Origin of the sequence: Pseudomonas sp. PD9R (assembly GCF_019200975.1) — a bacterium.
Lineage (GTDB): Bacteria > Pseudomonadota > Gammaproteobacteria > Pseudomonadales > Pseudomonadaceae > Aquipseudomonas.
Window position 1 is genome coordinate 172,652 of sequence record NZ_JAHTMR010000006.1, and the last position, 24,965, is coordinate 197,616.

The 24,965-nt window shown below is 59.6% G+C and carries 24 protein-coding genes; 13 read left to right on the forward strand and 11 right to left on the reverse strand.

The genetic code is table 11. The features are described 5' to 3' along the window. Nucleotide 1: 1 nt before the first annotated feature. The 3 genes from KUF73_RS14575 (at nt 2) to KUF73_RS14585 (ending at nt 2,134) form a co-directional block, all read left to right on the forward strand. The gene (locus tag KUF73_RS14575; RefSeq protein ID WP_218438703.1) at nt 2-571 is read left to right on the forward strand and encodes a GNAT family N-acetyltransferase; all 570 of its coding nucleotides are present in this window, start codon (nt 2-4) and stop codon (nt 569-571) included. Nucleotides 572-674: 103 nt separating this feature from the next. Next, nucleotides 675-1,544, forward strand: a complete 870-nt coding sequence (gene tesB, locus KUF73_RS14580) for an acyl-CoA thioesterase II (RefSeq protein WP_218438711.1) — start codon at nt 675-677, stop codon at nt 1,542-1,544. Further along, a complete protein-coding gene (locus KUF73_RS14585) occupies nt 1,541-2,134 on the forward strand; it encodes an HAD family hydrolase (RefSeq protein WP_218438712.1) in 594 nt (197 codons plus the stop codon). Before tesB ends, KUF73_RS14585 begins: the two co-directional genes overlap by 4 nt. Before the next feature lie 64 nt (nt 2,135-2,198). On the opposite strand, the gene KUF73_RS14590 is transcribed toward KUF73_RS14585, so the two are convergent. The 4 genes from KUF73_RS14590 to KUF73_RS14605 all read right to left on the reverse strand — a co-directional run bounded on the left by KUF73_RS14590 (nt 2,199) and on the right by KUF73_RS14605 (nt 6,794). Next, a complete protein-coding gene (locus KUF73_RS14590; RefSeq protein ID WP_218438713.1) occupies nt 2,199-3,155 on the reverse strand; it encodes an alpha/beta fold hydrolase in 957 nt (318 codons plus the stop codon). Next, nucleotides 3,156-4,049, reverse strand: a complete 894-nt coding sequence (locus tag KUF73_RS14595) for a neutral zinc metallopeptidase (RefSeq protein WP_218438715.1) — start codon at nt 4,047-4,049, stop codon at nt 3,156-3,158. A 179-nt stretch (nt 4,050-4,228) separates the two neighbouring features. Then, complete coding sequence (locus KUF73_RS14600) at nt 4,229-5,062, reverse strand: aldo/keto reductase (protein ID WP_218438716.1); 834 nt, start codon at nt 5,060-5,062, stop codon at nt 4,229-4,231. Further along, nucleotides 5,046-6,794, reverse strand: a complete 1,749-nt coding sequence (locus tag KUF73_RS14605) for an FAD-dependent oxidoreductase (RefSeq protein WP_218438718.1) — start codon at nt 6,792-6,794, stop codon at nt 5,046-5,048. The genes KUF73_RS14600 and KUF73_RS14605 overlap by 17 nt, the downstream gene beginning before the upstream one ends. A gap of 176 nt (nt 6,795-6,970) precedes the next feature. On the opposite strand from KUF73_RS14605, the gene KUF73_RS14610 reads away from it, so the two are divergent. From KUF73_RS14610 to KUF73_RS14625, 4 genes are all read left to right on the forward strand, one after another. Continuing rightward, complete coding sequence (locus KUF73_RS14610; protein WP_218438720.1) at nt 6,971-7,747, forward strand: IclR family transcriptional regulator; 777 nt, start codon at nt 6,971-6,973, stop codon at nt 7,745-7,747. Between the two features lie 180 nt (nt 7,748-7,927). Further along, nucleotides 7,928-8,983 (forward strand): Gfo/Idh/MocA family protein, encoded by a 1,056-nt coding sequence (locus tag KUF73_RS14615; RefSeq protein WP_218438738.1) that lies wholly within the window; start codon nt 7,928-7,930, stop codon nt 8,981-8,983. Between the two features lie 2 nt (nt 8,984-8,985). Beyond that, complete coding sequence (locus KUF73_RS14620) at nt 8,986-9,801, forward strand: sugar phosphate isomerase/epimerase (RefSeq protein ID WP_218438740.1); 816 nt, start codon at nt 8,986-8,988, stop codon at nt 9,799-9,801. Nucleotides 9,802-9,912: 111 nt separating this feature from the next. Beyond that, the gene (locus KUF73_RS14625) at nt 9,913-10,791 is read left to right on the forward strand and encodes a DMT family transporter (RefSeq protein WP_218438741.1); all 879 of its coding nucleotides are present in this window, start codon (nt 9,913-9,915) and stop codon (nt 10,789-10,791) included. Nucleotides 10,792-10,921: 130 nt separating this feature from the next. On the opposite strand, the gene KUF73_RS14630 is transcribed toward KUF73_RS14625, so the two are convergent. After that, the gene (locus KUF73_RS14630) at nt 10,922-12,259 is read right to left on the reverse strand and encodes an MFS transporter (protein WP_218438743.1); all 1,338 of its coding nucleotides are present in this window, start codon (nt 12,257-12,259) and stop codon (nt 10,922-10,924) included. 334 nt (nt 12,260-12,593) lie between these two features. Here KUF73_RS14630 and quiC point away from each other — a divergent pair, with 334 nt between their 5' ends. Then, entirely contained in the window at nt 12,594-14,495 is a 1,902-nt protein-coding gene (gene quiC / locus KUF73_RS14635; protein WP_218438744.1) for a 3-dehydroshikimate dehydratase QuiC, read from the forward strand. Between the two features lie 102 nt (nt 14,496-14,597). Next, a complete protein-coding gene (locus KUF73_RS14640; RefSeq protein ID WP_218438752.1) occupies nt 14,598-15,275 on the forward strand; it encodes a TetR/AcrR family transcriptional regulator in 678 nt (225 codons plus the stop codon). Nucleotides 15,276-15,376: 101 nt separating this feature from the next. Here KUF73_RS14640 and KUF73_RS14645 read toward each other — a convergent pair whose 3' ends face one another. From KUF73_RS14645 to KUF73_RS14655, 3 genes are all read right to left on the reverse strand, one after another. After that, nucleotides 15,377-16,231: a shikimate dehydrogenase gene (locus KUF73_RS14645; protein ID WP_218438754.1), complete on the reverse strand. Its 855-nt coding sequence runs from the start codon at nt 16,229-16,231 to the stop codon at nt 15,377-15,379. Between the two features lie 5 nt (nt 16,232-16,236). Next, on the reverse strand, nt 16,237-16,677 hold the full coding sequence (gene aroQ, locus KUF73_RS14650; RefSeq protein WP_218438755.1) for a type II 3-dehydroquinate dehydratase: 441 nt from the start codon (nt 16,675-16,677) through the stop codon (nt 16,237-16,239). Nucleotides 16,678-16,884: 207 nt separating this feature from the next. Continuing rightward, complete coding sequence (locus tag KUF73_RS14655; RefSeq protein ID WP_218438763.1) at nt 16,885-17,796, reverse strand: LysR family transcriptional regulator; 912 nt, start codon at nt 17,794-17,796, stop codon at nt 16,885-16,887. A 119-nt stretch (nt 17,797-17,915) separates the two neighbouring features. Here KUF73_RS14655 and KUF73_RS14660 point away from each other — a divergent pair, with 119 nt between their 5' ends. After that, nucleotides 17,916-18,122 (forward strand): 4-oxalocrotonate tautomerase family protein, encoded by a 207-nt coding sequence (locus KUF73_RS14660; protein WP_034148192.1) that lies wholly within the window; start codon nt 17,916-17,918, stop codon nt 18,120-18,122. Nucleotides 18,123-18,183: 61 nt separating this feature from the next. Here the strand turns inward: KUF73_RS14660 and trmA are convergent, their stop codons facing one another. Further along, on the reverse strand, nt 18,184-19,263 hold the full coding sequence (gene trmA / locus KUF73_RS14665; RefSeq protein ID WP_218438765.1) for a tRNA (uridine(54)-C5)-methyltransferase TrmA: 1,080 nt from the start codon (nt 19,261-19,263) through the stop codon (nt 18,184-18,186). Next, nucleotides 19,260-20,555, reverse strand: a complete 1,296-nt coding sequence (locus KUF73_RS14670; protein ID WP_218438767.1) for an NCS2 family permease — start codon at nt 20,553-20,555, stop codon at nt 19,260-19,262. Before KUF73_RS14670 ends, trmA begins: the two co-directional genes overlap by 4 nt. 219 nt (nt 20,556-20,774) lie before the next feature. On the opposite strand from KUF73_RS14670, the gene KUF73_RS14675 reads away from it, so the two are divergent. Together KUF73_RS14675 and KUF73_RS14680 are read left to right on the forward strand one after the other, a co-directional pair. Next, the gene (locus KUF73_RS14675; RefSeq protein ID WP_218438769.1) at nt 20,775-21,215 is read left to right on the forward strand and encodes a DUF4879 domain-containing protein; all 441 of its coding nucleotides are present in this window, start codon (nt 20,775-20,777) and stop codon (nt 21,213-21,215) included. 67 nt (nt 21,216-21,282) lie between these two features. Next, nucleotides 21,283-21,834, forward strand: coding sequence for a DJ-1 family glyoxalase III (locus KUF73_RS14680; RefSeq protein WP_218438771.1), 552 nt, complete (start codon nt 21,283-21,285; stop codon nt 21,832-21,834). A gap of 2 nt (nt 21,835-21,836) precedes the next feature. Here the strand turns inward: KUF73_RS14680 and KUF73_RS14685 are convergent, their stop codons facing one another. Then, nucleotides 21,837-23,075, reverse strand: a complete 1,239-nt coding sequence (locus tag KUF73_RS14685) for an MFS transporter (protein WP_218438773.1) — start codon at nt 23,073-23,075, stop codon at nt 21,837-21,839. Between the two features lie 465 nt (nt 23,076-23,540). On the opposite strand from KUF73_RS14685, the gene KUF73_RS14690 reads away from it, so the two are divergent. Further along, a complete protein-coding gene (locus KUF73_RS14690; RefSeq protein ID WP_218438774.1) occupies nt 23,541-24,962 on the forward strand; it encodes a cytochrome ubiquinol oxidase subunit I in 1,422 nt (473 codons plus the stop codon). Nucleotides 24,963-24,965 lie beyond the last annotated feature (3 nt).

Consider the following 24,965-nt stretch of genomic DNA (forward strand, 5'->3'; position numbering starts at 1 on the left):
GATGGAGCCGATACTGGAACTTGCGAGCGCGCGATTGCTGTTGCGGCAGTGGCGCGATGAGGATTTGCCGGAATTTGCGGCGATGTGTGCCGATCCTCAGGTCATGCGTTATTTTCCGGAGCCGCTGAGTCGACTGGAAAGTGCTTCATTGATCGGGCGAATCAGAGGTCATTTTTCCGAGCATGGCTTCGGTTTGTGGGCGTTGGAACGCAAGGACACCGGGCAGTTCATTGGCTTTACCGGGCTCGGTGTGGTGGGTTTCGATGCACCGTTCACCCCGGCCATCGAGATCGGCTGGCGTCTGGCGCGGGAACATTGGGGGCTGGGCTATGCCAGTGAAGCGGCGTGGACCGCTCTGCGTTGCGGGTTTGACCGGTTGGCGCTGAACGAGGTGGTCTCGTTTACCGCCGACAGCAACTTGCCATCGCAGAAAGTCATGCAGGCCATCGGCATGCATCATGCCCCGGCCGATGACTTCGAACACCCGAACCTGATCGTCGATCATCCCCTGCGTCACCACGTGCTGTATCGCATCAGCCGTGAACAATGGCTGCAAACCTTGCATGGATAAGCCGGCTCGGACGTTTACAATGGCCCCATCGGCCCTGGCCAGAAACTGAATCGGCCGCCGCAGCCAAGACTGCGCGGCATTGCGTTGTGTGAGGAGAGTCTGAATGAGCCAAGTGTTGGATGATCTGGTCGACCTGCTGACCCTGGAACCGATTGAAGAAAACCTGTTCCGTGGCCGCAGCCAGGACCTGGGTTTCCGTCAGTTGTTCGGCGGCCAGGTACTCGGCCAGTCCCTGTCGGCCGCCAGTCAGACTGTCGAAGAGGCGCGCCATGTGCATTCGATGCACGGCTACTTCTTGCGTCCGGGCGATGCCGCGTTACCGGTGGTGTATCAGGTTGACCGGGTGCGCGATGGCGGCAGTTTCAGCACGCGCCGGGTGACGGCGATCCAGAAGGGCCACCCGATCTTCACTTGCAGCGCTTCGTTCCAGTACGACGAAGAAGGCTTCCAGCATCAAACCGAAATGCCGAAAGTGGTCGGCCCGGAAAACCTGCCATCGGAGCTGGAACTGACTCAGCAACGCGCGCACCTGATCCCCGAGAAGATGCGCGAAAAACTGCTGTGCCCCAAACCGATCGAATTCCGACCGATCACCGAGAAAGATCCCTACAACCCGCTGCCTTCCGATCCGATCAAGTACGTCTGGTTTCGCGCCGATGGCGCCTTGGCCGATTCCCCGGCACTGCATAAATACCTGCTGGCCTATGCCTCGGATTTCGGTCTGTTGACCACCTCGATGCAGCCCCATGGCAAATCGGTCTGGCACAAGGACATGCAGGTTGCCAGCCTTGATCATGCGTTGTGGTTCCACGCCGATCTGCGCGCCGATGACTGGTTGCTGTACGCGATGGACAGCCCGTGGGCCGGCAATTCCCGTGGGTTCTCCCGTGGCAGCGTGTTCAACCGCGCTGGGCAACTGGTGGCTTCGGTCACTCAGGAAGGCCTGATTCGTCATCGCAAGGATTGGGCATGAGCCTGGCCGATGTGCGCCACTGGGTGTTCGACATGGACGGCACCCTGACGGTGGCCGTGCATGATTTCGCGGCCATTCGCGTGGCATTGGCGATCCCTGCCGAAGACGACATCCTGACCCACCTTGCCGCGTTGCCGGCTGAAGAAGCAGCAGCGAAGCATGCGTGGTTGCTGGAGCATGAGAGGGATCTCGCGCTCGGGTCGAAACCGGCACCGGGTGCCGTGGCACTTGTGCGTGAATTGGCCGGGCGCGGTTATCGTCTGGGCATCCTCACGCGCAATGCCCGTGAGCTGGCGCATGTCACGCTGGAGGCCATCGGCCTGGCGGACTGCTTTGCTGTTGAAGATGTGCTGGGCCGTGACGAAGCACCGCCGAAACCACATCCCGGTGGTTTGCTGAAACTGGCCGAAGCGTGGAATGTGCCGGCGAGTGAGATGGTGATGGTCGGTGATTACCGCTTTGATCTGGATTGCGGGCGAGCGGCGGGCGCGCGGACCGTGTTGGTGAATTTGCCGGATAATCCGTGGCCGGAATTGACTGATTGGCATGCGGCGGATTGTCTGGCGTTGCGGCAGATGTTGTTGGTCTAGTTTTTCAAGATCAAAAGATCGCAGCCTTCGGCAGCTTCTACAGGGGGAGTGCGATCTTTGATTTTTATTGAAACAACGCTTTCTGCCCCTCCGGTGATGTAAACATCCCATACCCGTCATGCCCGGCCCCGGGCACTTCGATCAGCTGCTGATTCAATCCTTGTGGCTGCAACCGCTTCAAATACTCGAAATAACTACGCCCACGGGCCAATCGATAAGCGCCCTGTGCCTCGGCTTCGCAACCCTTATCCAGTGCCGGATGATTCGGGTCGATGTCCTGTTGTCCTAGTAGATAAACGATGTCGCGTTTGACGTACCTTTCTTGCAGCTGCGCAGGCGTTTTCCCTTCGGCGTAGGCGGGCAAATCGGTCAGGCCATATTTCCACCGATTGAAATCCGGGCACTTGGCATGGTTGAAAGCGACAGGTCGACGCTCATCGAAATACGCATAGGAAGACGGGTTGGCAATCACGTAGCGCACCTGCACACCGGCAGCGTCGAGAACCGGCTGATCGTGCCCCAGCATGGCGTAACGCTGAACCACCTGAGCGCCGCCCGAGTGGCCGGCGATAACGATTTGCTTCACATCCGGAAACTGCTCGCGATCACCCAGGCGGGCGACGATTTCGTCCAGTGCCTCGTAGGAACTCATTCGAAGCGGCGCTGTGGAGTCGCCACCGGCCATCCACTCATTGCCCTGCCAGCGCAACACCGTATCGGCAATTGGGTGCATCGCAACGTCGGTTTCATTGAGAAATTGCGGGGCGATCACCAGCGTCGTCGCGCTTTGCCCCGCCAGTTCCGCTGCGTGTTCGCCGCTCTGCAGGTAGGTCTGCGCATTGCGCAAACGACCGTGAACGATGATCAGCACTCGCTCGATTTTGGCCGGCGCCGGGCTGATGCCCACCGCCATTTCACCGGCCTTCAACAACAGGCGCCCCGGACTGACCTCTTTGACCCCATGCTCGGCGGCCCAAGTACTTGTGCAGGTGATCAGTAACGCCAACAACCATTTTTTCATTTACAGATTTTTCGCCGCGAAGGTGTCGCACTGGCCAACCTGGCCTTGGGCGAAACCGGTTTTGAACCAGCGCACCCGTTGCGCCGACGTACCATGGGTAAATGAATCAGGCACCACGCGGCCTTGACCCTGTTGCTGCAAACGGTCGTCGCCGATGGCGTTTGCCGCATTCAATGCTTCTTCGATGTCACCCGGTTCCAGCCAGTTCAGGCGTTTCTGCGCATTGTTGGCCCAGACCCCGGCCAGGCAATCGGCCTGCAGTTCCTGACGCACCAGCAAGCCGCCATCGCCTTCCATCTGTCGGCCCTGCTGGCGGGCTGCCTGAATTTTCGCGGAAACACCGAGCAAGGTCTGCACGTGGTGTCCGACTTCGTGAGCGATCACGTAGGCCTGGGCGAAGTCGCCCGCGGCGGAAAAGCGTTGCGACATCTCCTGGAAAAACGCCATGTCCAGATAGACCTTCTGGTCGGCCGGGCAATAGAACGGGCCGGTTGCCGAGGTCGCCAGACCACAGGCCGAATTGACCCGATTACTGAATAGCACCAGGGTCGGCTCTTTATATTGCCGGCCGGCCTGCTGGAAGATCTGCCCCCATGTGTCTTCGGTATCGCCAAGGATCGAGCGGACGAACTCGGCCCCTTCATCATTGGCCGGTGGCGCCTTGCGGGTCTGGCTGGTGGTCGGTGCCGATTGCTGGCTCGTTTGCCCGGTCAGTTGACCGAGGATCTGCAATGGGTCCTGGCCAGTGATCCAGCCGATCCCGACGATCAGGATGATCGCGGTCAGGCTCAGGCCCTTGCCGCCTCCAAAGCGCATCCCGCCGCCACCGCCGCCGACATCATCGCCACGGGCATCGACCACGTTGTCGCTGCGTCGGCCTTTTTTCCATAGCATGTGAGAATCCTCAGTTTGTCCGTGCGATGAGTGTTGCCGCTGAGTGGGAGCGGCGCCAGTCCGGTCGTCCGGCTTTTGACGCGCACGCCCCGATTCCCGGCAACCCCTGACAGGTTGCCGAGAACATTTCAGGCTTGTATTGAACACGGATAACCCAACGAATTCCGTCAGGCGACGGTTTATTCGTCGAATGCATCCCACGCCGGGGCAAAGTCCGGGCTGACCAGACGCTCGCGTTTGGACAGGCTGGCGATCAATGCTCGGTCCTCGTCATCCAGTTGCACGTGCAGCGCCGCGAGATTGGCCAGTTGATTGGCCTCGCTGCTGGCCTTGGGAATGGCGGCCACGTTCGGTTGATCCAGTAACCATTTGAGCGCTACTTGAGTCGGTAGCACGCCATGTTTCGCGGCGATCTGCCGAATCTGCGGAACATCGGAAACCTTGTTGCGTGCCAGCGGCGAGTAGGCCGTCAGCGCCAGTTCGTGCTGACGGGCATAGTCCAGCAAGGCGTTCTGGCCGAGCAAGACGTGGTATTCGACCTGGATCGCTGACAGCGGCGCGCCCAGTTCCTCGACGACTTTGCGCAACAGCGGCAGTGGGAAGTTCGCCACACCAATGTTGCGGGCCAGACCTTGTTCCTTGATCGACACCAGCGTTTCGATTGTGCGCGGCAAGTCCCAATCGGTGGTCGGCCAATGAATCATGAACAGGTCGACGTATTCGCTGCGCAAAGCCTTGAGACTGCGGTCCATGGAGTGACGCATGGAATCGGGTTGCAGTTGGTCCCACCAGACCTTGGTGGTGAGGTGGATCTGATCACGAGGCGTCGGACTGTTCGCCAGCGCCTGACCGACCGCGTCCTCGTTGTTGTAAGCCGCCGCCGTATCGATATGCCGATAGCCCAATGCCAAAGCCTGCTCCACAGCGTGGGTGCATTCTTCGCCTAGCATCGGCCAGGTGCCGAGTCCGAGCTTGGGCATGTTCAATCCCTGGGCATTAACGATGTGCTGCATGGTCGATCTCCTGTTCGTATGCGGTGATACCTGCGATGTGGCGCGCGGCGATGTAGCCAAAGGTCAGTGCCGGGCCAAGATTGATGCCGCCGGCGGGGTAATGCCCACCCATGATGCTGGCCATGTCGCCGCCCGCCGCGTACAGCCCGCTGATGGCCTGGCCGGAGTCGTCGAGGACCTGGGCGTGTTGATTGACCTTGAGCCCGGCGAAGGTGCCGAAGCAGCCTGGCTGGACCTTCACGGCATAGAACGGGCCTTGTTCAATGGGCGCGACGCACGGGTTAGGTTGCTGCGCCGCATCACCCTGTTTGCGGTTGTAGGGGGTCGTGCCGCGCCCGAACAATGGATCTTCACCGTTGCGTGCGTGACGGTTGTAGTCCGCTACGGTGCTGCGTAATCCGCCCGGGTCGATGCCGCAGGCTGATGCCAATTCCTCAAGGGTGTTGCCGGTTTTCAGATAGCCGCTGCGGATAAAGGATGACAGCGGCACCGGAAAGGGCCGAGAGATTCCCAGGCCATAACGGCGCTGAAAGCCATGGGTGCAGATCAGCCACGAGGCGACTTCTGCACCCGGCGGGGCAGCGGCGACCATGGCGGTGACGTAGTCGTAGTAACCGTTGGCTTCGTTGACGAAGCGCAGGCCATTGCTCAATACGCCGATGATTCCCGGCTTGCCGCGCTCGATGATGTGCGGGAAATGACCGATGCTGCCGTCGCTGTGCGGCACTTGCGAAACCGGAGCCCAGGCGACAGGGGAGGCCATGTCGGTATTTACCTGAGCGCCCACGCCTTCTGCCAATCGCAACCCATCGCCGGACACGGCAAGTGGCGGCAAGGCCAGGTGCTCATGGCCGGTGGGTGTGCGCGGGAAAAGTGCCTTGCGTCGTTCGATGTCATTGGCAAATCCACCGGCCGCCAGCACCACGGCGTTGCGCGCTTTGATGCGCACCGATCCCTTGATGGTGCTGATCACCGCGCCGCACACCTGATTGTTTTCGCGCAGCAACTCAGTCACCGGCGCCGATTCCCACAGCAGCACGCCGAGGTCTTCGGCGGACTTCGCCAGACGTGCCACCAGCGCCACACCGTTGACCAATTGCATTGCCCGACCCTGTACGGCGAGGTCAAACAGGTGACGGGTGAAACGCCGGGTGACGTGCCAGGCCGCCGGCAACGAACGGGTCAGGTTTAGAAAAGCTGTAAGGTCCGCACCGGCCATGATCGGCATGCCCATGAACGAAGTTTCCCGCATGGTTTTGCGAAGACGCTTAAGCAGCTTGCCGACTTTTCGTGCGTCATAGGGTGCGGCGATCACTGAGCGCCCACCGGTGCCGGCGCCCGGCGTGTCGCCATGGATATCGGCAATGGCATTACCGTCGGCGAATTGCAGTGAAGTGTGCTGTTCGAAGAACGCCACCATGCGCGGGCCGGCTTCCAGAAACGCATCGATCATTGCCGGATCAAATCGTTTGCCCAGTTCGTGTTTCAGGTAAGTACGCGGCAGGTCCACTTCTTCAACGATGCCGGCACGTCGGGCTAAAGGATTGCACGGCACCCACGCCCAGCCGCCAGACCACGCTGTCGCACCGCCGAATACCGGGTCTTTTTCTACGACGATGACTTTCAGCCCGTGCCATGCCGCAGTGACGGCTGCCGACAGGCCGGCCGCGCCTGAGCCGACAATCAGCACATCGCAATCGATGTCAGGAAGAAAGTGCGGTTCGGCGGGCATTAGTTGATCTCCAGCAGATTATTATTTTGGAATTCGATTCCAGAAAATATAAGAGCATGGCTGAGCTGGGCAAGTCCCGGATGCGTTAAAGCGGGCGGTTATCGGTTATTCGGTTCCAGATTTCGCATTCGGCTGGTTGTCTTCTAGAATCGGGCAAATTTCGTGTGGAAACTCCCATGGCCGGCAGTCAGATAGAACGTGTTTTCAGTGTGCTTGAAAGCCTTACCAGCGACCCTCGTGGCCTGCCGATGCAGACGTTGGCGGAGCAACTGGACATCCCCAAGAGCGCGACTCACCGCCTGCTCGCGGAGCTGATCCGCCTGGGTTATGTGCGACAAAATCCGGAGAATCTGCGTTACCACCTGTCGACCAAATTGGTGGCAATGGGTTTCCGTTATCTCTCCAACAGCGGCGCCGATATCGTGCAGCCAGTGCTCGATCGGCTGGCTCAGGAGACCGGCGAACTGGTGCGTCTCGGGGTGATCGACGGTGAGCGGCAGACGTGGATCGCCAAGTCCCAGGGCGCCCGTTCCGGCCTGCGTTACGACCCGGACATGGGCCGCGATGCGCCGCTGTTTTACACCGCTTCAGGCCATGCGTGGCTGGCATGCATGAGTGATGCCGAGGCTTTGTCGCTGGTGGAGCGCCAGGCCGTGAATCAGCCGCTGGAGCTGGGGCCGAATGCGCCGCGCTCCAACATTGAATTGCTGGAGCGCCTGCGCCTGGCGCGGGAGCAAGGCTACGCCTGTGTCGAGGAAAGTTCGGCGGTGGGCACTTCGGCGATTGCGGCAGTGGTGCGCCATCCGGCTGATGGCCGGGTGATCGGGGTGCTCAGTATTGCCGGACCGAGTGCGCGGATGCCGGGCGCGCGGCTGCATGAACTGGCGCCGTTGTTGTTGGCGTTTACTGAAGAATTGTCGGCGGCGAGCCTGGCTTCGGAATTGTTCAGCTAAGTCCTTTTGTCCGACGCGACCACTGTAGGGGCAGCCTTCGGCAGCGCCTGCAAAGAGCGGGTGTCAGGTTGAAGCTGTGCGCTGTTCGAACACTTTCATTGTTGGTGTATGTAAGATTGTGGAACTCGGTTCTAAATTATTGGAATTCTCTTCCAACAATAAGCACAAGAGGACCTCAGCATGAGTTCGCCCCTTCGAATCGCCCTGATTGGCGCTGGCAACATGGGTCAGCAGCATTATCAGCATCTGAAAACCCTGACCGAAGCGAGTTTGTGCGCCGTGGCTGATCCCGGTCCGCAAGCGGCAAGTCTCGCGGCCGAATGGGGGGTGGCGTATTTCGCCGATCACTGTCAGATGCTGGAGCAGGTGAAACCGGACGCCGTCATCGTCGCCAACCCGAATACGTTGCACGTCAGCACGGCCCTCGATTGCATTGCCGCTGGTGTGCCGGTGCTACTGGAGAAACCGGTGGGCGTTCACCTGGATGAAGTCCGCGAGTTGGTAGCGGCTTCGAAAGCCACGGGCGTACCGGTGCTGGTGGGGCATCACCGTCGGCATAATCCGTTGATCGTCCGCGCCCATGAGCTTATCCACAGCGGCGCCTTGGGACGGCTGACCACGATCACGGCACTCTGGCAGTTGCGCAAACCCGACACTTACTTCGAGACGCCGTGGCGCCGCGAGTCCGGAGCGGGAATGCTGTTGACCAACTTGATCCACGACCTCGATCTGCTGCGGCATTTGTGTGGCGAAGTGCGCCAGGTTCAGGCCATCACCAGCAACGCCGTCCGTGGCTTTGCCAACGAAGATTGCGCGGCGGTGCTGCTGCAATTCGATAACGGTGCGCTGGGCAGCGTGACCGGCTCCGATGCGGTGGCGGCGCCCTGGAGTTGGGAGCTGGATTCCGGCGAGAACCCGGTGTATCCGCGTCAGGCCGATCAGCCGTGCTACTTGCTGGCAGGGACCGCAGGCGCGCTGAGCATTCCGCAACTCAAGCGCTGGCACTACACCGAAGCCGATGGTGGCTGGCATCAATCGTTGCAGGCGACACAGGAAAGTTTCAGTGCTGATGAAGCCTTGCGTTTGCAGTTGCAGCACTTCGTGCGCGTTGCGCGTCGGGAGGTCGAGCCGTTGGTGAGTGCCGCCGATGCCGCCCGCACTTTGGCGCTGATTGAAGCCATCCGTGAAGCCGCCGAAACCGGCCGCGCCCGCACACCGTCCTTGATTGAGGCTTGACCATGAGCGATCGAATTTTTTCCCTCGCAAGTCTGACCGTGCTGGAGTTGTCACCGCCGGACATGGTCGAAGTCGCGGCGCACGCCGGTTACAGCCACGTCGGCTTGCGCCTGGTGCCGGCGACACCGGAGGAACATCATTTTGCCCTGGTGGCCGATGCGGATTTGCGACGCCAGACCCTGGCGCGTTTGCGCGATACCGGCATCCGTGTGCTGGATGTTGAAATCTTGCGATTGAAACCGGACACCGTCGTCGCCGAATTCGAGAAAGTTCTGGCAGTCGGTGCTGAATTTGGCGCGACAGAATTGCTGGTGGCCGGTAACGATTCTGACGAACAGCGGATGACGGAAAACTTCGCTCGACTCTGTGATCTGGCAGCCCCTTATGGCCTGCATCCACACCTGGAGTTCATGCCCTGGACCGATGCGCGCAATCTTCAGCAAGCCGTGCGCATTGTCGAGAACGCCGAGCGCGAAAACGGTGCGGTGCTGGTGGACGCGTTCCACTTCGACCGTTCCGGTTCACGGCTGGAAGATCTGGCCAGGGTTGCCCCATCACGGTTACGGTATGCGCAGTTGTGCGATGTTGCCGGGCCGGGTCCGGCAGACATGGCCGAGATTTTGCGTCAGGCGCGTAACGAGCGGCGGTTTCCCGGCGATGGCGATTGTGATCTGCCGGGGCTGTTGCGCTGTTTGCCGGCTAACATTCCATTGAGCCTGGAGATTCCCACCGTGCACCTGCTGGAGCAGGGCGTCAGCGGGTTGCAGCGGGCGCAGATGGCGCTGGATAAAACCCGGGAATTGTTGGCGCGGCTGTAATCGGTACTGCGCACCTTTCGCGGGCAAGCCGGGCTTCCACACGGTCAACATGGAACCTGTAGGAGCAAGGCTTGCCCGCGCAGCTTTTGATTTTGGGAAAAAGGAAACTCAATGACCGTCAGCACCCCGCTATCCGGCGTCAATCAGCCCTTCAAAGGCATCTTGCTGATCGTTGTCGCCACCTTCCTGTTTTCCAGCCATGACGCGATATCAAAATACCTTTCCGGGTTCTACCCGATTGTCATGGTGGTCTGGGCGCGCTACGTGGTGCACACCTTGCTGATGGCCGGGATTTTTCTGCCGCAATCCGGGCTGCGCGTCCTACGCACAAAACGGCCGTTGCTTCAGCTGATCCGGGCGCTATGCCTGTTGGGTACCAGCCTGTTTTTCACCACCGGGCTGATGTACATCCCGCTGGCCGAGGCGACGTCGGTCAACTTCCTCGCGCCAGTGCTGGTGACAGCGTTATCGGTGCCACTGCTGAAGGAGCGAGTCACGCGCGGCCAGTGGCTGGCGGTGATTTTCGGCTTTAGCGGGGTGCTGATCATCGTTCACCCCGGTGGAGAGTTGTTCACCCCGGCGGTGCTGCTGCCGTTCTGTTCGGCGCTGTTTTTCTGCTTCTATCAACTGCTGACCCGCAAGCTCAGTGATATCGACAGCCCGACCACCAGCAACTTCTTCGCCGGCCTGTGCAACACCTTGGTGATGAGTGCGCTGGTGCCATTCTTCTGGCAAATGCCGAGCCTGACGCATGGCGCGATGATGCTGGCGCTGGGGGCGTGCGGGATGACCGCGCACCTGTTTCTGACCCAAGCTTTTCGCCTTGCCGCACCGGCCCTGTTGGCACCTTTCAGCTACTGCCAGATTGTGTTTGCCGGTCTGTTGGGCTGGCTGCTGTTTTCCCATACGCCGACCGTGACCACCGTGCTCGGGATCGCCGTGATTTGCTGCAGTGGCCTGGCGGCGGCCTGGCAGCAAAGCCGTCGTTAACTCAAACGGAAACGAGCGGCCTGTATAGGAGCTGCCGCAGGCTGCGATCTTTTGATCCTGATCTTAAAAAACAAGATCAAAAGATCGCAGCCTTGTTTCACTCGGCAGCTCCTACCGGGGGGATGGCGTTTTATTCAGTGACGTCCGGAATCTTGCGCGGTGCCATGAAGTACATCCAGGCCAGCGCGATGAAGTACATCGCCGGGATCAGGGTGAACAGCACGGTGTAGTTGTTGTTGGTGACGGTCAGGATATGGCCGACCAACTGGGTCATGAACATCCCGCCAATCGCCGCGCACATGCCGCCGAAACCGAACACCGTGCTCATCATGTGCTTGGGCGTGTAATCCATCACCAGGCTCCAGATGTTTGCGGTCCAGGCCTGGTGCGCACCGATGGCCAGGGAGATGGCGAACACTGCGACCCACAGGCTGCTTGAACCGGCTGCCATGATCACGCCGATGATGCAGCAGGCGAACAGGAACATGGACATCAGGCGCGCCTTGATCGGGTTGATTCCGCGGCCGATCAGGAACGAAGACAGGATCCCGCCACCCACGCTGCCGAAGTCGGCAGTGAGGTAGATGATGATCAACGGGATGCCCATCTGGGTCACGTTGATGCCCAGGTTGTATTGCTGATTGAGGAACGGTGGCAGCCAGTACAGGTAGAACCAGAACACCGGCGCGGTCATCGAGTAGGCGAGGGCGAAGGCCCAGGTGCCACGCATGCGCAGGATTTTCGAGAACGGCACGCGGGCTTGTTCCGGCTCGACTTCCTTCTGGATGTAGTCCAGTTCCGACTGTTTAACGCTTGGGTGATCTTCCGGGTTGAAATACTTCAGCCCCCAGCACACCAGCCAGATGCCGCCCAGTGCCGACATGCAGAGGAACGCTGCTTGCCAACCCCATGCGTGCAGGATCAGCGGCAGCAGCATCGGGGTGAACATCGCGCCGACGTTGGTCCCAGCGTTGAAAATGCCAGTGGCCACGGCGCGTTCGCCCGCCGGGAACCACAGGCGTGTGGTTTTCACACAGGCCGGGTAGTTGGCGGCCTCGGTCAGGCCGAGGATGAAGCGGCAGACCATGAAACCGGCCGCTGAAGTGGCCAGGCCATGGGCGCCAGTGGCAATGCTCCAGAGCAGCACGGCGCAGAAGAACACGCGCTTGACGCCGACCCGGTCGATCAAGCGGCCTTGCAGCACGAAACCGATGGCGTAGCCGACCTGGAACCAGAAGTTGATGTTGGCGTAGTCCATCGCCGTCCAGCTCATTTCCTTGGCAAGGATAGGCTGCATGACGCCGAGGGCGGCGCGGTCGATGTAGTTCAGGGTGGTGGCGAAGAACACCAGCGCCAGCATGCCCCAACGGGTTTTGCCGACGGCCATGGCGCCGCGGATTTTATCGCCGATGCCACCGGCAGTGACGTTCACGGCCGGAGCCATGCGTGAGCTTTGGGAAGGAATCATGTGTACCACCCGTTTTTTGAATTTGTTATTTGGTGTTTTGGTCATCGTGGCCGTTGGTGTGTGTCCGGACTCAATGTGCAGTCGATGTTGGGCAGTGGACGAAAAATCGTCAATTCGCCAACGGCCATTGTGTTCGATAATCGAACACAAAACTAACCGGGTAGTACACTTTGAATTGCTGTGAGAGATTGAGAAGCCAATAATTTACTCAAGATAAAACGCGATCCCTGCAGGAGCTGCCGCAGGCTGCGACTTTTGATTCTGTTTTAAGAGCAAGATCAAAAGATCGCAGCTTGCGGCAGCTCCTGCATAAAACAACACCGGGAGTCGAAACATGCAGCGTTCCATTGCCACCGTGTCCTTGAGCGGTACCCTGCCGGAAAAACTCGAAGCCATTGCCGCCGCCGGTTTTGACGGTGTCGAGATTTTCGAAAACGACCTTCTCTACTACGACGGCAGCCCTCGGGAAATTAAACAGATGTGCGCCGATCTCGGGATCGCCATCACCCTGTTTCAGCCGTTCCGGGATTTCGAAGGCTGCCGCCGTGATCGTCTGTCGCGCAATCTGGAGCGGGCCGAGCGCAAGTTCGACCTGATGCAGGAACTGGGCACCGACCTGGTGCTGGTGTGCAGTAATGCGTCGGCCGACTCCATCGGTGATGAACAGATTTTAGTCGACGACTTGCGTCTGCTGGCCGAACACGCCGGTGCTCGCGGTTTGCGCATTGGTTACGAAGCGCTGGCCTGGGGGCGTCACGTCAACACGTATCAACAGGTGTGGAACATCGTCCGACAGGCCGATCATCCGAGCCTTGGTGTGTTGCTCGACAGCTTCCACACGCTGTCGCTCAAAGGCGATCCGAGTGCCATCGCCGAGATTCCCGGCGACAAGATTTTCTTCGTACAAATGGCCGATGCGCCAATCCTGGCCATGGACGTGCTGGAGTGGAGCCGGCATTTCCGCTGCTTCCCGGGTCAGGGCGAATTTGATTTGCCGGGCTTCCTCGCACCGATTATCAAGAGTGGCTACACCGGGCCGTTATCGCTGGAGATCTTCAACGACGGTTTCCGTGCCGCGCCGCCAAGAGCCAATGCCGCCGACGGTTTGCGCTCGCTGCTGTACCTCGAAGAGAAAACCCGTCAGCGCCTGGAGCAGGAAGCCAAACCGGCAGACAACCTCGACATTCTGTTCGAGACGCCGAAGGCCAGCGAGTACAACGGTATCGAGTTTCTCGAATTCGCCGTGGACGAAAGCCTCGGCGCCAAGCTCTCCCATTGGCTGGAACGCCTGGGCTTCGTCAAGGCTGGCCAGCATCGCTCCAAAAGCGTCAGTCTGCTGCGTCAGGGTGATATCAATCTGATCCTAAACTCCGAACCGTACTCGTTCGCCCACAGCTTTTTCGAAGCGCACGGCCCATCGCTGTGCGCTACCGCCGTACGGGTCAAAGACAGCGCCAGTGCGCTGGCCCGGGCCGTGGCTTACAAAGGTCAGCCCTATCGCGGGCTCGTCGGCCCGAATGAGCTGGAACTTGCCGCGGTGCGCGCGCCGGATGGCAGCCTGATTTACCTGGTGGATCAGCACGCCGACGTCTATGGCACCGACTTCAACCTGCAGCCGAACGCGGCGGCCAGCGGCGGTCTCAAGCGCATCGACCACATGGCGATGGCGCTACCCGCCGACAGCCTCGACAGTTGGGTGCTGTTCTACAAGAGCCTGCTGGATTTTGAGGCCGACGATGAAGTGGTGTTGCCCGATCCTTATGGCCTGGTGAAGAGCCGTGCATTGCGCAGTCGTGACAGTTCGATTCGTCTGCCGTTGAACATTTCCGAGAACCGCAACACCGCGATCTCACACGCACTGTCGAGTTATCGCGGGTCCGGCGTGCATCACATTGCGTTTGATTGCGACGATATCTTTGCCGAGGTCAGTCGGGCCAAAGAGGCGGGCGTCCCGCTGCTGGATATTCCGCTCAACTACTACGATGACCTGGCGGCGCGGTTCGATTTCGATGACGAATTCCTCAGCGAGCTGGCGTACTACAACGTTCTGTATGACCGGGACGCGCAGGGCGGGGAGTTGTTTCATGTCTATACCGAGCCGTTCGAGGGGCGGTTCTTCTTCGAGATCATCCAGCGCAAGAACGGCTATGCCGGTTACGGCGCAGCCAACGTCGCGGTGCGACTGGCGGCCATGGCCAAGTCTCGAAGTGGTGCCGTCCGTCAGGCGAAGTTGTAGGAAATTCGTAACCGCGGGGGTAATCCATTGCCGCATGGCTTCCTTCAGTGTGCGGCGCAGCCCATAATCGCCAGCTTGTGCAGTGATGGCCGTGAGCCCGCAATGACAATGACTTCAGAACTCTCCGTAACGCCCGACGAACCTGTTGCCGAGCCGCGCAAGAGTCGCAAGAACAACCCGGAAAAAACCCGCGAGAACATCCTTCAAGAAGCCATTGTCGAGTTCGTTCAGCAGGGGCTTTCCGGTGCGCGCGTCGATGCCATCGCCGAGCGAATCCACACCTCCAAACGGATGATCTATTACTACTTCGGCAGTAAGGAGCAACTCTACGTCGAGGTGCTGGAGAAGCTTTACGGCGATATCCGCAGCACCGAAAATCGTTTGCACCTGACCGAGCTGGCGCCAGTGGAAGCCATTCGGCGGTTGGTGGAATTCACCTTCGATCACCATGATCGCAACGTCGATTTTGTGCGCATCGTCAGCATCGAGAACATTCACAACGCCGAGTATGTAAAGCGCTCCGATGCGATCAAGGCAATGAACAACACCGTACTCGACTCACTGGGTGTGATTTTGCGCCGTGGCGCCGAAGAAGGGCTGTTCCGCGCGGGCCTTGAGCCGCTGGATGTGCATTTGCTGATCAGTTCGTTCTGCTTCTATCGCGTCTCGAACCGCCACACCTTTGGTGAGATTTTTCAGATCGACTTGCCGGACGAACGCATCAAGCAGCGTCATCGCGAGATGATTTGCGAGTCGGTTTTGCGGTATTTGCAGGCTTGATGCTTTATTAAAAGATCGCAGCCTCGTTTCACTCGACAGCGCCTATAGCAAACCCCATGTAGGAGCTGTCGAGTGAAACGAGGCTGCGATCTTTTGCTTTTTCAACCCTTCATGCTTTGAAAATGCGCCAGCATTCGCTGGGCATCCGGCACCACACCGCTGAACAATTCGAACGCTTTCACCGCCTGAAACACTGCCATGTTTCCGCCATCCAGCGTGCGGCAACCCAAGGCGCGGGCGTTGCGCAGCAGTTCGGTTTCCAGCGGGAAGTAAACAATCTCCGCCACCCACAACTGCGCCCGAAGCATCTCGACCGGCACCGGCATGCCCGGCAGTTTTTTCATGCCCATTGGCGTGGTGTTCACCAGGCCGTCGGCTTCGGCCAGAGTCAGCGCCAGATCATGTCCGGCCACCGCACGACCACTGCCGAAATGTTGATTGAGGTTGTCGGCCAGGCTCTGGGCGCGGCTGATTTCCACATCGAAAATGTTCAGTTGCCGTACGCCTTCGCTTAACAGCGCGTGGGCCACTGCGGCACCGGCACCACCGGCGCCCATTTGTACTACCCGTTCAATGGCGACGCCCTCCAAGCCACGGCGAAAGCCCTCGGCAAAACCCAGGCAATCGGTATTGTGGCCGATGCGTTTGCCGTCCTTCAGGACGACGGTGTTCACCGCGCCAATGCCTCGGGCTTCTGGGGACAATTCGTCGAGCAGCGGGATGATCGCCTGCTTGCACGGAAAGGTGATGTTCAGCCCGGTGAAGTTCATGCGTTCGGCGGCATTCAACAAATCGGGCAGGGCGTTACTGTCGAGTTGCAATTGATCGAGGTCGATCAGGCGATAGAGGTACCGCAAGCCCTGGGCATCGCCTTCATGTTCGTGCAAAGCCGGGGTGCGCGAAGCCTGGATGCCGGCACCGATCAGTCCGGCCAATACCGTGTGGTTCTGCTTCACGATGCTCACCCCTTCAGACGCAGACTGAAATGCTCCAACGCCAGGCGATAGCCATGGCTGCCGAAACCGGCCATCACGGCGGTGGCAATCGCCGAGACGAACGAGTGATGACGGAAAGCTTCACGGGCATGGACGTTGGACAAGTGCACTTCGATCACTGGCAGTTCGCTGGCGACCAATGCATCGCGGATCGCCACCGAGGTGTGCGTCCAGGCGGCGGGGTTGATCACGATCCCGGCGCAACGGCCACGGGCGGCGTGAATCCAGTCGAGCAATTCGCCTTCATGGTTGGTTTGGCGAAACTCCACCGCCAGGTCGAACTCTTCGGCGGCGCGGCCGCAGAGGGCGGAGATGTCAGCGAGGGTTTCGTGACCGTAAGTCGCCGGTTCACGGGTGCCGAGCAGGTTCAGATTCGGGCCGTTGAGCACCAGAATGATCGGGGGCATCGGTGTTTCTCCACTTATTATTTTTGGCATTGGCCGAGGGTTTCAGCCTGTGGAGATAAATTGTACTAGCTAGTTAGTTTGGTCAATTAAAGAGGTCTGATCGCAAGCTATTGTGTTCGGTAATCGAACAAAGCAAAAGATCGCAGCCTGCGGCAGCACCTACAGGGAGCGCATTTTTCTGTAGGTGCTGCCGCAGGCTGCGATCTTTTATCGGGGTAAATGCTCTACCAGAAAATCGATAAACGCCCTCAGCCGTAGAGGCATATGGCGACTTTGCGGGTAGAGCAATGTAAAGGGCCGCGAGCGTCCGCCATAAGGCTTGAGCACTTCCACCAGCGAGCCATCGGCGAGTTCTTTCTCGACGATGAACCGATAGGTCTGGAACAATCCCGCGCCGTTTTTTGCCAATGTCACGCCGCCCAACACATCGTCAGAGCAACTGAAGTTGCCCTCAGCCAGAATCTCCCGCTCCACGCCATTGTCGTTGAACAGCCAGGCAATGCGCCGACCGCTGCTGGGCAGTTCGTACTGAATGCATTCGTGTTGTTGCAGATCGTCGAGGGTTTGCGGTGTGCCGGCCAGCTTGAGGTAATCGGGGCTGGCAATCATTACGAGGGCTGCGTCCTCAAGCGGCCGAGCGATCAGGCCGGAATCCGGGATCGCCCGCACGCGAATCGCCATGTCATAGCCTTCGCCGACAAAATCGATGTTGCGATTGCTGATGTGCGACTCGACCTTCACCGCTGGAAACCGCGCGCGAAACGCCGGCAACAACGGCAGGATTCGATGGTGGGCATAGGTGGTCGGGATACTGATCCGCAGGTTCCCGGACGGCACTTGCTGTTGGCCCATGACTTCGCGCTGGGCTTCGACCAATTGCGCCAGTGCCTGACGGCATTCTTCGTAATAACGGCGACCGCTGTCGGTCATTTTGACGCTGCGGGTGGTGCGCGCGAACAGCCGTACGCCCAGGCGTTCTTCCATGCGCGACACCGAGCGGCTCACGGCAGCCGGCGTGACGCCTGCCACCAGCGCGGCAGCAGTGAAGCTGCCAGCCTCGGCGGCCAGGCAAAACAGCTCGATGCTGCCCAACTGAAGATCGTCGAATTGTCGCTGCATGATTGATTACACCGGGGATCAAATGAAGTGTGTGAATCAGTATTTATCAAATGCTTGCACACAGATACAGTGAGTTTGGAGTGGTCAGCCTTTCTTAATCAGCGAGCAGGAGAAGCAGCATGCCTTTTGTCAGCGTACGTATTACCCGCGATGGCGTTACCCGAGAGCAGAAAGCCCAGGTCATCGCCGAAATCACCGAGACCCTACAGCGCGTCCTCGGCAAACCACCGGAGCTGACCCACATCGTGATCGAGGAAATCGACACCGATAACTGGGGATATAAGGGCATCACCACGACGGAGTTTCGAAAAAATCAGCCGGGGTGATTCGGTTAAAAAACAAAAAAGCCGTCATTAGAGACGGCTTTTTTATGTTTGGCATCCGCAATCACCGCCGGGTCAACAACACCCCGGATTCCATGTGATGGGTCCACGGGAACTGATCGAACATCGCGCATTGGGTGATGCGGTGCGTGTCGTGCAGTTGGGCGATGTTGGCCGCCAGGGTTTGCGGATTACAGGAAATGTAGAGGATGTTGTCGAAGCGCCGGGTCAGCTCGCAGGTGTCCGGGTCCATGCCGGCGCGCGGCGGGTCGACGAAGACGCTACCGAACTCGTAGCTTTTCAGGTCGATGCCGTGCAGGCGACGGAACGGGCGCACTTCGTTCAGCGCTTCGGTCAGTTCTTCGGCGGACAGACGCACCAGCGTGACGTTATCCACAGCGTTTTCGCTGAGGTTGCTCAACGCCGCGTTGACCGAAGTCTTGCTGATTTCGGTGGCCAGTACCTTGCGCACGCGGGTCGCGAGCGGCAGGGTGAAGTTGCCATTGCCGCAATACAACTCCAGCAAGTCGTCGCAGCGATCGCCCAACGCGTCGTAAGCCCAGTTGAGCATCTTCTGGTTCACGGTGCCGTTTGGCTGGGTGAACGCGCCTTCGGGCTGGCGATAGCTGAAAGTACGGCCGCCGACATCCAGTTTTTCAACCACGTAATCGTGACCGATGACTTCGCGCTTGCCCTTGGAACGGCCGATCACGCTGACATTCAATTCAGTCGCCAGTTTGGTGGCGGCGGCATGCCAATGCTCGTCCAGCGGGCGGTGATAGCACAAAGTAATCATCGCATCGCCGGCCAGGGTGGTCAGGAACTCCACCTGGAACAGCTTGTGGCTCAAGGCAGCACTGGCTTGCCACGCCGCTTTGAGCTGCGGCATCAACTGGTTGATGCGCAGGCTGGCGATGGGGAATTCTTCGATCAGGATCGGCGTGCGTTTGTCTTCCTGGGAAAACATCGCGTAGTGGCGCTCGCCGGCTTCGCGCCACAGGCGGAATTCAGCGCGCAAGCGGAAGTTCTGCAGCGGCGAGTCGAACACGGTCGGCTCCGGCGCATCGAACGGGGCCAGCAGGTCACGCAAACGCGTGACCTTTTCTTCGAGCTGAACGGCGTAGGCCTGGGAATCAAAAGTCATGCGTTGAACCAACCCAACTTGATCACAAACAGAATCGACAGAATCACCAGCGCCGGGTTCAGTTCACGGCCGCGACCGGACATCAGCTTGATGGCTGTCCAGGAAATGAAACCGAAGGCGATGCCGTTGGCGATGGAGTAAGTGAACGGCATGGCCAAAGAGGTGATTACGACTGGCGCGGCAACGGTGATGTCGTCCCAGTCTATTTCGGCCAGGCCGGAAGTCATCAGCACGGCGACGAACAGCAGCGCTGGTGCGGTGGCGAAGGCCGGAACGCTGGCGGCCAGTGGCGAGAAGAACAGCGCGAGCAAAAACAGGATCGCCACGACCACGGCGGTCAGGCCGGTGCGGCCACCGGCACTGACGCCAGCAGCGGATTCGATGTAGCTGGTGGTGGTCGAGGTGCCCAGCAGGGAACCGGCCATGGCGGCGGTACTGTCGGCGATCAGGGCGCGGCCCATTTTCGGCATGTGGCCGTCCTTGCCCATCAGGCCGGCACGCTTGGCGACGCCGATCAGAGTGCCGGAGTTGTCGAACAGGTCAACGAACAGGAAAGCGAAAATCACGCTGACCAAACCGATGTCCAGTGCACCTTTGATGTCCAGTTGCAGGAAGGTCGGCGCCAGCGAAGGCGGCATCGACATCACGCCGCCGAACGGGGTGAAGCCCAAAGCGATCGAAGCGATGGTCACCACGAGAATGCCGATCAGTACCGCACCGCGCACGGCGAGCGCTTCGAGGGCGACGATCAGGGCGAAGCCGAGGGTCGCGAGGATCGGCGCTGGTTGTTTCAGGTCACCGAGGCCGACCATGGTCGCCGGGTTGCTGACCACGATGCCGGCGTTGTGCAGGGCGATCAGTGCCAGGAACAGCCCGATACCAGCGGCAATAGCCGAGCGTAGCGGCAGCGGGATGCTGTTGATGATCCATTCACGAATGCGGAAGATCGACAGCAGGAAGAAGCACACTGCCGAGATAAACACCGCGCCCAGCGCCACTTGCCACGTGTGGCCCATGTGCAGGACCACGGTGTAGGTAAAGAAGGCGTTCAGGCCCATGCCCGGTGCGAGGGCGATCGGGTAGTTGGCGATCAGGCCCATGATCGTGGAGCCGATGGCGGCTGCCAGACAGGTCGCGACAAACACCGCGCCCTTGTCCATGCCGGTCTCGCCGAGGATGCTCGGGTTGACGAACAGAATGTAGGCCATGGCCAGGAAGGTCGTGACGCCCGCCAGAATCTCGGTGCGTACGTTGGTGTTGTGTGCCTTGAGTTGAAACAGCCTTTCCAGCATGTCTGCTCCCCGTGGCGCGCCCGGCGCCGTGAATGTATTGACCTCAACAGCAAAGCACAGACCACTGCAGGCGCCTGGGAATTTTCTATCGGTCGGAAAAAGCCGCGCATCATACCAGCAGCACAGGGTTATGGCTGCTGATGGCAGTGATCGTCGTCGATGTTTTGCGTTTGGCCCAAGTCAGCCATACTGCGCGCTGATTTTTGGGGTGGGTCACGCATGAAAAAGCGTCTGTTTATCGGCATAGGATTTTTGTTGGCGTTGGGTGCACAAACCGTCTCGGCGGCCTCGGCACCACCGTTGACTCAGTTGAAAGTGCTCAAGGTCGAATCGCCGGCCTGCGGTTTTGAGGACATTGCCGAAGGGCTGGCGCAGACACGCTGCGATCACACTGGGCCGAACATCCGGGTTTTTGTGCTGGAAGTCGGCTACGGGCGTGAGCCGCATGTCGCACTGGACGGTTTTGCAGTAAATGGAACCCGGACGCCGGTCTGTGCTTTTGATAACGGCAACCTGACCGATTGCACCGTCGGCAGAAAAACCGTCGGCTATCTGTACGTCTTCGATCTCGCGGGCAAGCAAGAGGGCACATTCACCTTCAGCAACACCTCGATCAACGCGCCGGGCAATAAAATGTCGACGCAGCTTTACATCAAGTAACGGCTGGGCTCGAACAAGGGGCGGGAAAGCTGACTACGCTTTAAAGATCATTCCGTGGATTGCACTCATGACCTTTAGAGCTTTGATTACCCTCGCCGAGGGCATCGATGACCTGCAAGCAGTGACCCTGGTCGATGTGCTACGCCGCGCCAAGGTGGAGGTGGTGGTAGCCAGCATCGAGGGGCGGCGCATGCTGACATGCGCGCGCGGCACTCGCTTGACCACCGATGCGATGCTGGTGGATTTACTGGCCCAGCCATTTGATTTGATCGTTCTGCCGGGCGGCGCTGTAGGGGCGCAGCATCTGGCTGCGCATCAACCCTTGCAACAATTGATCAAGGACCAGGCCGCCGCCGGCCGGCTGTTCGCCGCTATCGCCGAAGCGCCGGCCCTGGCTTTGCAAGCCTTTGGCGTGTTGCGCCAGCGGCGCATGACGTGCCTGCCTTCGGCCAGCCATCAACTGTCGGGCTGCAACTTCGTCGATCAACCGGTAGTGGTCGATGGCAACTGCATCACGGCGCAGGGTTCGGGGGCCGCGTTGGCGTTTGCCCTGACGCTGGTGGAACAGCTCTGCGGCAAGGCCACGCGGGCGGCGGTGGCGGGGGAGTTACTGATTTAGTCTCAGACCGTCGCCTCTTCCTTCGGCACATGCATACGATCGCGATTGGCCAGGCTCGGGAACAGTTTGATCCAGGTTCCGGTTACCACCAGCGTGCCGATCCCACCCATGACCACTGCTGGCACGGTGCCAAACCAGTGGGCCGTGAGGCCGGATTCGAATTCGCCTAGCTGATTCGAAGCGCCGATGAACAGACCATTCACGGCGCTGACCCGGCCGCGCATTTCGTCAGGGGTTTCCAGTTGCACGAATGATGCGCGGATCACCATGCTGATCATGTCTGCCGCGCCCAACACCACCAGCACCGCCAGCGAGAACCAGAACGAGGTCGACAGGCCGAAGGCGATGGTCGCGACACCGAAAACACCCACCGCCGTGAACATCACTCGCCCGACGTTGCGCTCCACGGCAAACCGCGCCAAAAACAGCGACATCAGCAGCGCACCCACCGCCGGTGCCGAGCGCAGCAGGCCCAGCCCCCACGGGCCGGTGAGCAGAATGTCCTTGGCGAATACCGGCAGCAACGCTGTCGCGCCACCCAGCAATACGGCGAACAGGTCCAGGGAGATCGCACCGAGAATGTCCGGGCGACTGCGAATGAAGCGAATACCCGCCAACAGCGAGTCCAGGGTGGCCTTGCCCTTGTTCAGTGGCGTTTGTCGCGCGGGCAGGTTGAGCATCAGCGTGCAGGCGATGATGTAGAGGATCACGGTCGGACCATAAACCCAGACGCTACCGAAGGCATAAAGCAAGCCACCGAGGGCCGGAGCGACGATGGTCGCCGATTGCTGGGCCGACTGCGCAGCGGCAACGGCCCGGGGAAACAGGGTGCTGGGAACAATGCTTGGTAGCAGGGCCTGGGTGGTCGGCATCTCGAAGGAACGGGCGGCGCCGAGCAGGAACGCGAGGATGAAGATCATTTCCCGGGTGACGTGATCGGTCGCGCTACCAATAGCCAGCGACAAGGCGATTAGCGCTTGCAGGGATTGGCAGATTGCCGCGACCTTGCGCCGGTCGTAGCGGTCCGCGACGTGCCCGGTGTGCAGCATGAACAGCACGCGCGGGGCGAACTCCACCAGCCCGACCAAACCCAGGTCAAGCACGTTACCGGTCAGTTGGTACAGGTTCCAGCCAATCGCCACCGTGAGCATCTGAAACCCGCTCGCAGTAAAAACCCGGGCCAGCCAGAACGCGAGGAAAGGGCGGTGATGACGTAACAGCAAGGGCTCTTGGCTGGGCATTTGAAGGCAGATCTGGGGGAGGGGAAGGGCGAGATTATCACCAAGCTGTAACAGGAAGTTGCCATGACAAAAAATTTAGTTAGCCAGACATCGATATTCTGAGCCCTGCAATTCCCTGTAGGAGCGAGCCTGCTTGCGATTGCAGTGTGACATCCACCGATGATGTTGACTGACCCTCCGCTATCGCGAGCAGGTTCGCGCCTACAGGGATAGTGTTGATGCCCTATGAGGCAACTTGTCACGCGGCAAAAGACCACGCGGTTCAACCTCGCAAATGGGACTACTCTTTCAACGTTGATTGATCCAGATCAAAACCCTCAAAAGGAATTGATCCGGTGGCCAGACTCCCTGAGTTGTGATGCCGGTAAAAAAAAGAACGAATTCGAATTCGCCGCACTCCATACCGTGGGAACCGTGGATGCAGGCTCCCAGCCAGCAGCCGTACTACCTGACAGAGGAAGACTTATGTTCGGTTTAGAGGCACTTGATCTCGCCCGAATTCAGTTCGCGTTTACCATCTCGTTTCACATCCTGTTTCCCGCCATCACCATTGGCCTGGCGAGTTACCTCGCGGTACTCGAAGGTCTTTGGCTGAAAACCCATAACGACACCTACCGCGACCTGTACCACTTCTGGTCGAAGATCTTTGCCGTCAACTTCGGCATGGGCGTGGTCTCGGGGTTGGTGATGGCCTATCAGTTCGGCACCAACTGGAGCCGTTTCTCCGACTTCGCCGGTTCCGTGACCGGGCCGCTGCTGACGTATGAAGTGCTGACGGCATTCTTCCTTGAGGCCGGTTTCCTCGGCGTCATGCTGTTTGGCTGGAACAAGGTCGGACGCGGCCTGCACTTTTTCGCCACGGTCATGGTGGCCATCGGCACGCTGATTTCGACCTTCTGGATTCTCGCCTCCAACAGCTGGATGCAGACCCCGCAAGGTTTCGAAATCATCAATGGCCAGGTCATTCCGACCGACTGGCTGGCCGTGATCTTCAACCCGTCGTTCCCGTACCGCCTGATGCACATGGCGACGGCGGCGTTCGTCGCAACGGCGTTCTTCGTCGGTTCCTCGGCGGCCTGGCACTTGCTGCGCGGCAAGGACAACCCGGCAATCCGCACCATGCTCTCGATGGCCATGTGGATGGCGTTGATCGTGGCGCCGATTCAAGCGGTCATCGGCGATTTCCACGGCCTCAACACCCTTGAGCATCAACCCGCGAAAATCGCTGCGATCGAGGGCCACTGGGAAAACAAGGGTAACGAGGCGACACCGCTGATCCTGTTCGGCTGGCCGGACATGAAGGAAGAGAGGACCAAATTCGCCGTAGAAATTCCCTATCTGGGCAGCCTGATCCTGACCCACTCGCTGGACAAGCAGGTGCCGGCACTCAAGGAATTCCCGCCTGAAGACCGGCCGAATTCGACCATTGTGTTCTGGTCATTTCGGGTCATGGTCGGTCTGGGCTTTTTGATGATCTTCACCGGTTTGTGGAGCCTGTGGCTGCGTAAACGCGACAAGCTGTATACGTCGCGACCGTTCTTGTACCTGGCATTGTGGATGGGGCCGTCCGGCCTGATCGCGATCCTCGCCGGTTGGTTCACCACGGAAATTGGTCGTCAGCCGTGGGTGGTCTACGGGCTGATGCGCACGGCGGACGCGTCCTCCAACCACAGTTTCGTGCAGATGAGCATCACCCTCATCCTGTTCGTCGTGGTGTATTTCGCGCTGTTCGGTGCCGGCCTGGGCTACATGATGCGCCTGGTGCGCAAAGGGCCGAAGATCGACGAAGGCAAGGAAACCAACGACGGTGGGCCTGGCCAGCAACGCACGCCGGCGCGTCCGCTGTCCGCGGCCGAAGACGACCACAGCCTGACCAAGGAGATTTGAATC

Excerpts from the sequence above, each read along its gene's own strand:
- KUF73_RS14575 (WP_218438703.1), top strand. The coding sequence starts at position 2 with ATGGAGCCGATACTGGAACTTGCGAGCGCGCGATTGCTGTTGCGGCAG.
- tesB (WP_218438711.1), top strand. The coding sequence starts at position 675 with ATGAGCCAAGTGTTGGATGATCTGGTCGACCTGCTGACCCTGGAACCG.
- KUF73_RS14585 (WP_218438712.1), top strand. The coding sequence starts at position 1,541 with ATGAGCCTGGCCGATGTGCGCCACTGGGTGTTCGACATGGACGGCACC.
- KUF73_RS14590 (WP_218438713.1), bottom strand. The coding sequence starts at position 3,155 with ATGAAAAAATGGTTGTTGGCGTTACTGATCACCTGCACAAGTACTTGG.
- KUF73_RS14595 (WP_218438715.1), bottom strand. The coding sequence starts at position 4,049 with ATGCTATGGAAAAAAGGCCGACGCAGCGACAACGTGGTCGATGCCCGT.
- KUF73_RS14600 (WP_218438716.1), bottom strand. The coding sequence starts at position 5,062 with ATGCAGCACATCGTTAATGCCCAGGGATTGAACATGCCCAAGCTCGGA.
- KUF73_RS14605 (WP_218438718.1), bottom strand. The coding sequence starts at position 6,794 with ATGCCCGCCGAACCGCACTTTCTTCCTGACATCGATTGCGATGTGCTG.
- KUF73_RS14610 (WP_218438720.1), top strand. The coding sequence starts at position 6,971 with ATGGCCGGCAGTCAGATAGAACGTGTTTTCAGTGTGCTTGAAAGCCTT.
- KUF73_RS14615 (WP_218438738.1), top strand. The coding sequence starts at position 7,928 with ATGAGTTCGCCCCTTCGAATCGCCCTGATTGGCGCTGGCAACATGGGT.
- KUF73_RS14620 (WP_218438740.1), top strand. The coding sequence starts at position 8,986 with ATGAGCGATCGAATTTTTTCCCTCGCAAGTCTGACCGTGCTGGAGTTG.
- KUF73_RS14625 (WP_218438741.1), top strand. The coding sequence starts at position 9,913 with ATGACCGTCAGCACCCCGCTATCCGGCGTCAATCAGCCCTTCAAAGGC.
- KUF73_RS14630 (WP_218438743.1), bottom strand. The coding sequence starts at position 12,259 with ATGATTCCTTCCCAAAGCTCACGCATGGCTCCGGCCGTGAACGTCACT.
- quiC (WP_218438744.1), top strand. The coding sequence starts at position 12,594 with ATGCAGCGTTCCATTGCCACCGTGTCCTTGAGCGGTACCCTGCCGGAA.
- KUF73_RS14640 (WP_218438752.1), top strand. The coding sequence starts at position 14,598 with ATGACAATGACTTCAGAACTCTCCGTAACGCCCGACGAACCTGTTGCC.
- aroQ (WP_218438755.1), bottom strand. The coding sequence starts at position 16,677 with ATGCCCCCGATCATTCTGGTGCTCAACGGCCCGAATCTGAACCTGCTC.
- KUF73_RS14655 (WP_218438763.1), bottom strand. The coding sequence starts at position 17,796 with ATGCAGCGACAATTCGACGATCTTCAGTTGGGCAGCATCGAGCTGTTT.
- KUF73_RS14660 (WP_034148192.1), top strand. The coding sequence starts at position 17,916 with ATGCCTTTTGTCAGCGTACGTATTACCCGCGATGGCGTTACCCGAGAG.
- trmA (WP_218438765.1), bottom strand. The coding sequence starts at position 19,263 with ATGACTTTTGATTCCCAGGCCTACGCCGTTCAGCTCGAAGAAAAGGTC.
- KUF73_RS14670 (WP_218438767.1), bottom strand. The coding sequence starts at position 20,555 with ATGCTGGAAAGGCTGTTTCAACTCAAGGCACACAACACCAACGTACGC.
- KUF73_RS14675 (WP_218438769.1), top strand. The coding sequence starts at position 20,775 with ATGAAAAAGCGTCTGTTTATCGGCATAGGATTTTTGTTGGCGTTGGGT.
- KUF73_RS14680 (WP_218438771.1), top strand. The coding sequence starts at position 21,283 with ATGACCTTTAGAGCTTTGATTACCCTCGCCGAGGGCATCGATGACCTG.
- KUF73_RS14685 (WP_218438773.1), bottom strand. The coding sequence starts at position 23,075 with ATGCCCAGCCAAGAGCCCTTGCTGTTACGTCATCACCGCCCTTTCCTC.
- KUF73_RS14690 (WP_218438774.1), top strand. The coding sequence starts at position 23,541 with ATGTTCGGTTTAGAGGCACTTGATCTCGCCCGAATTCAGTTCGCGTTT.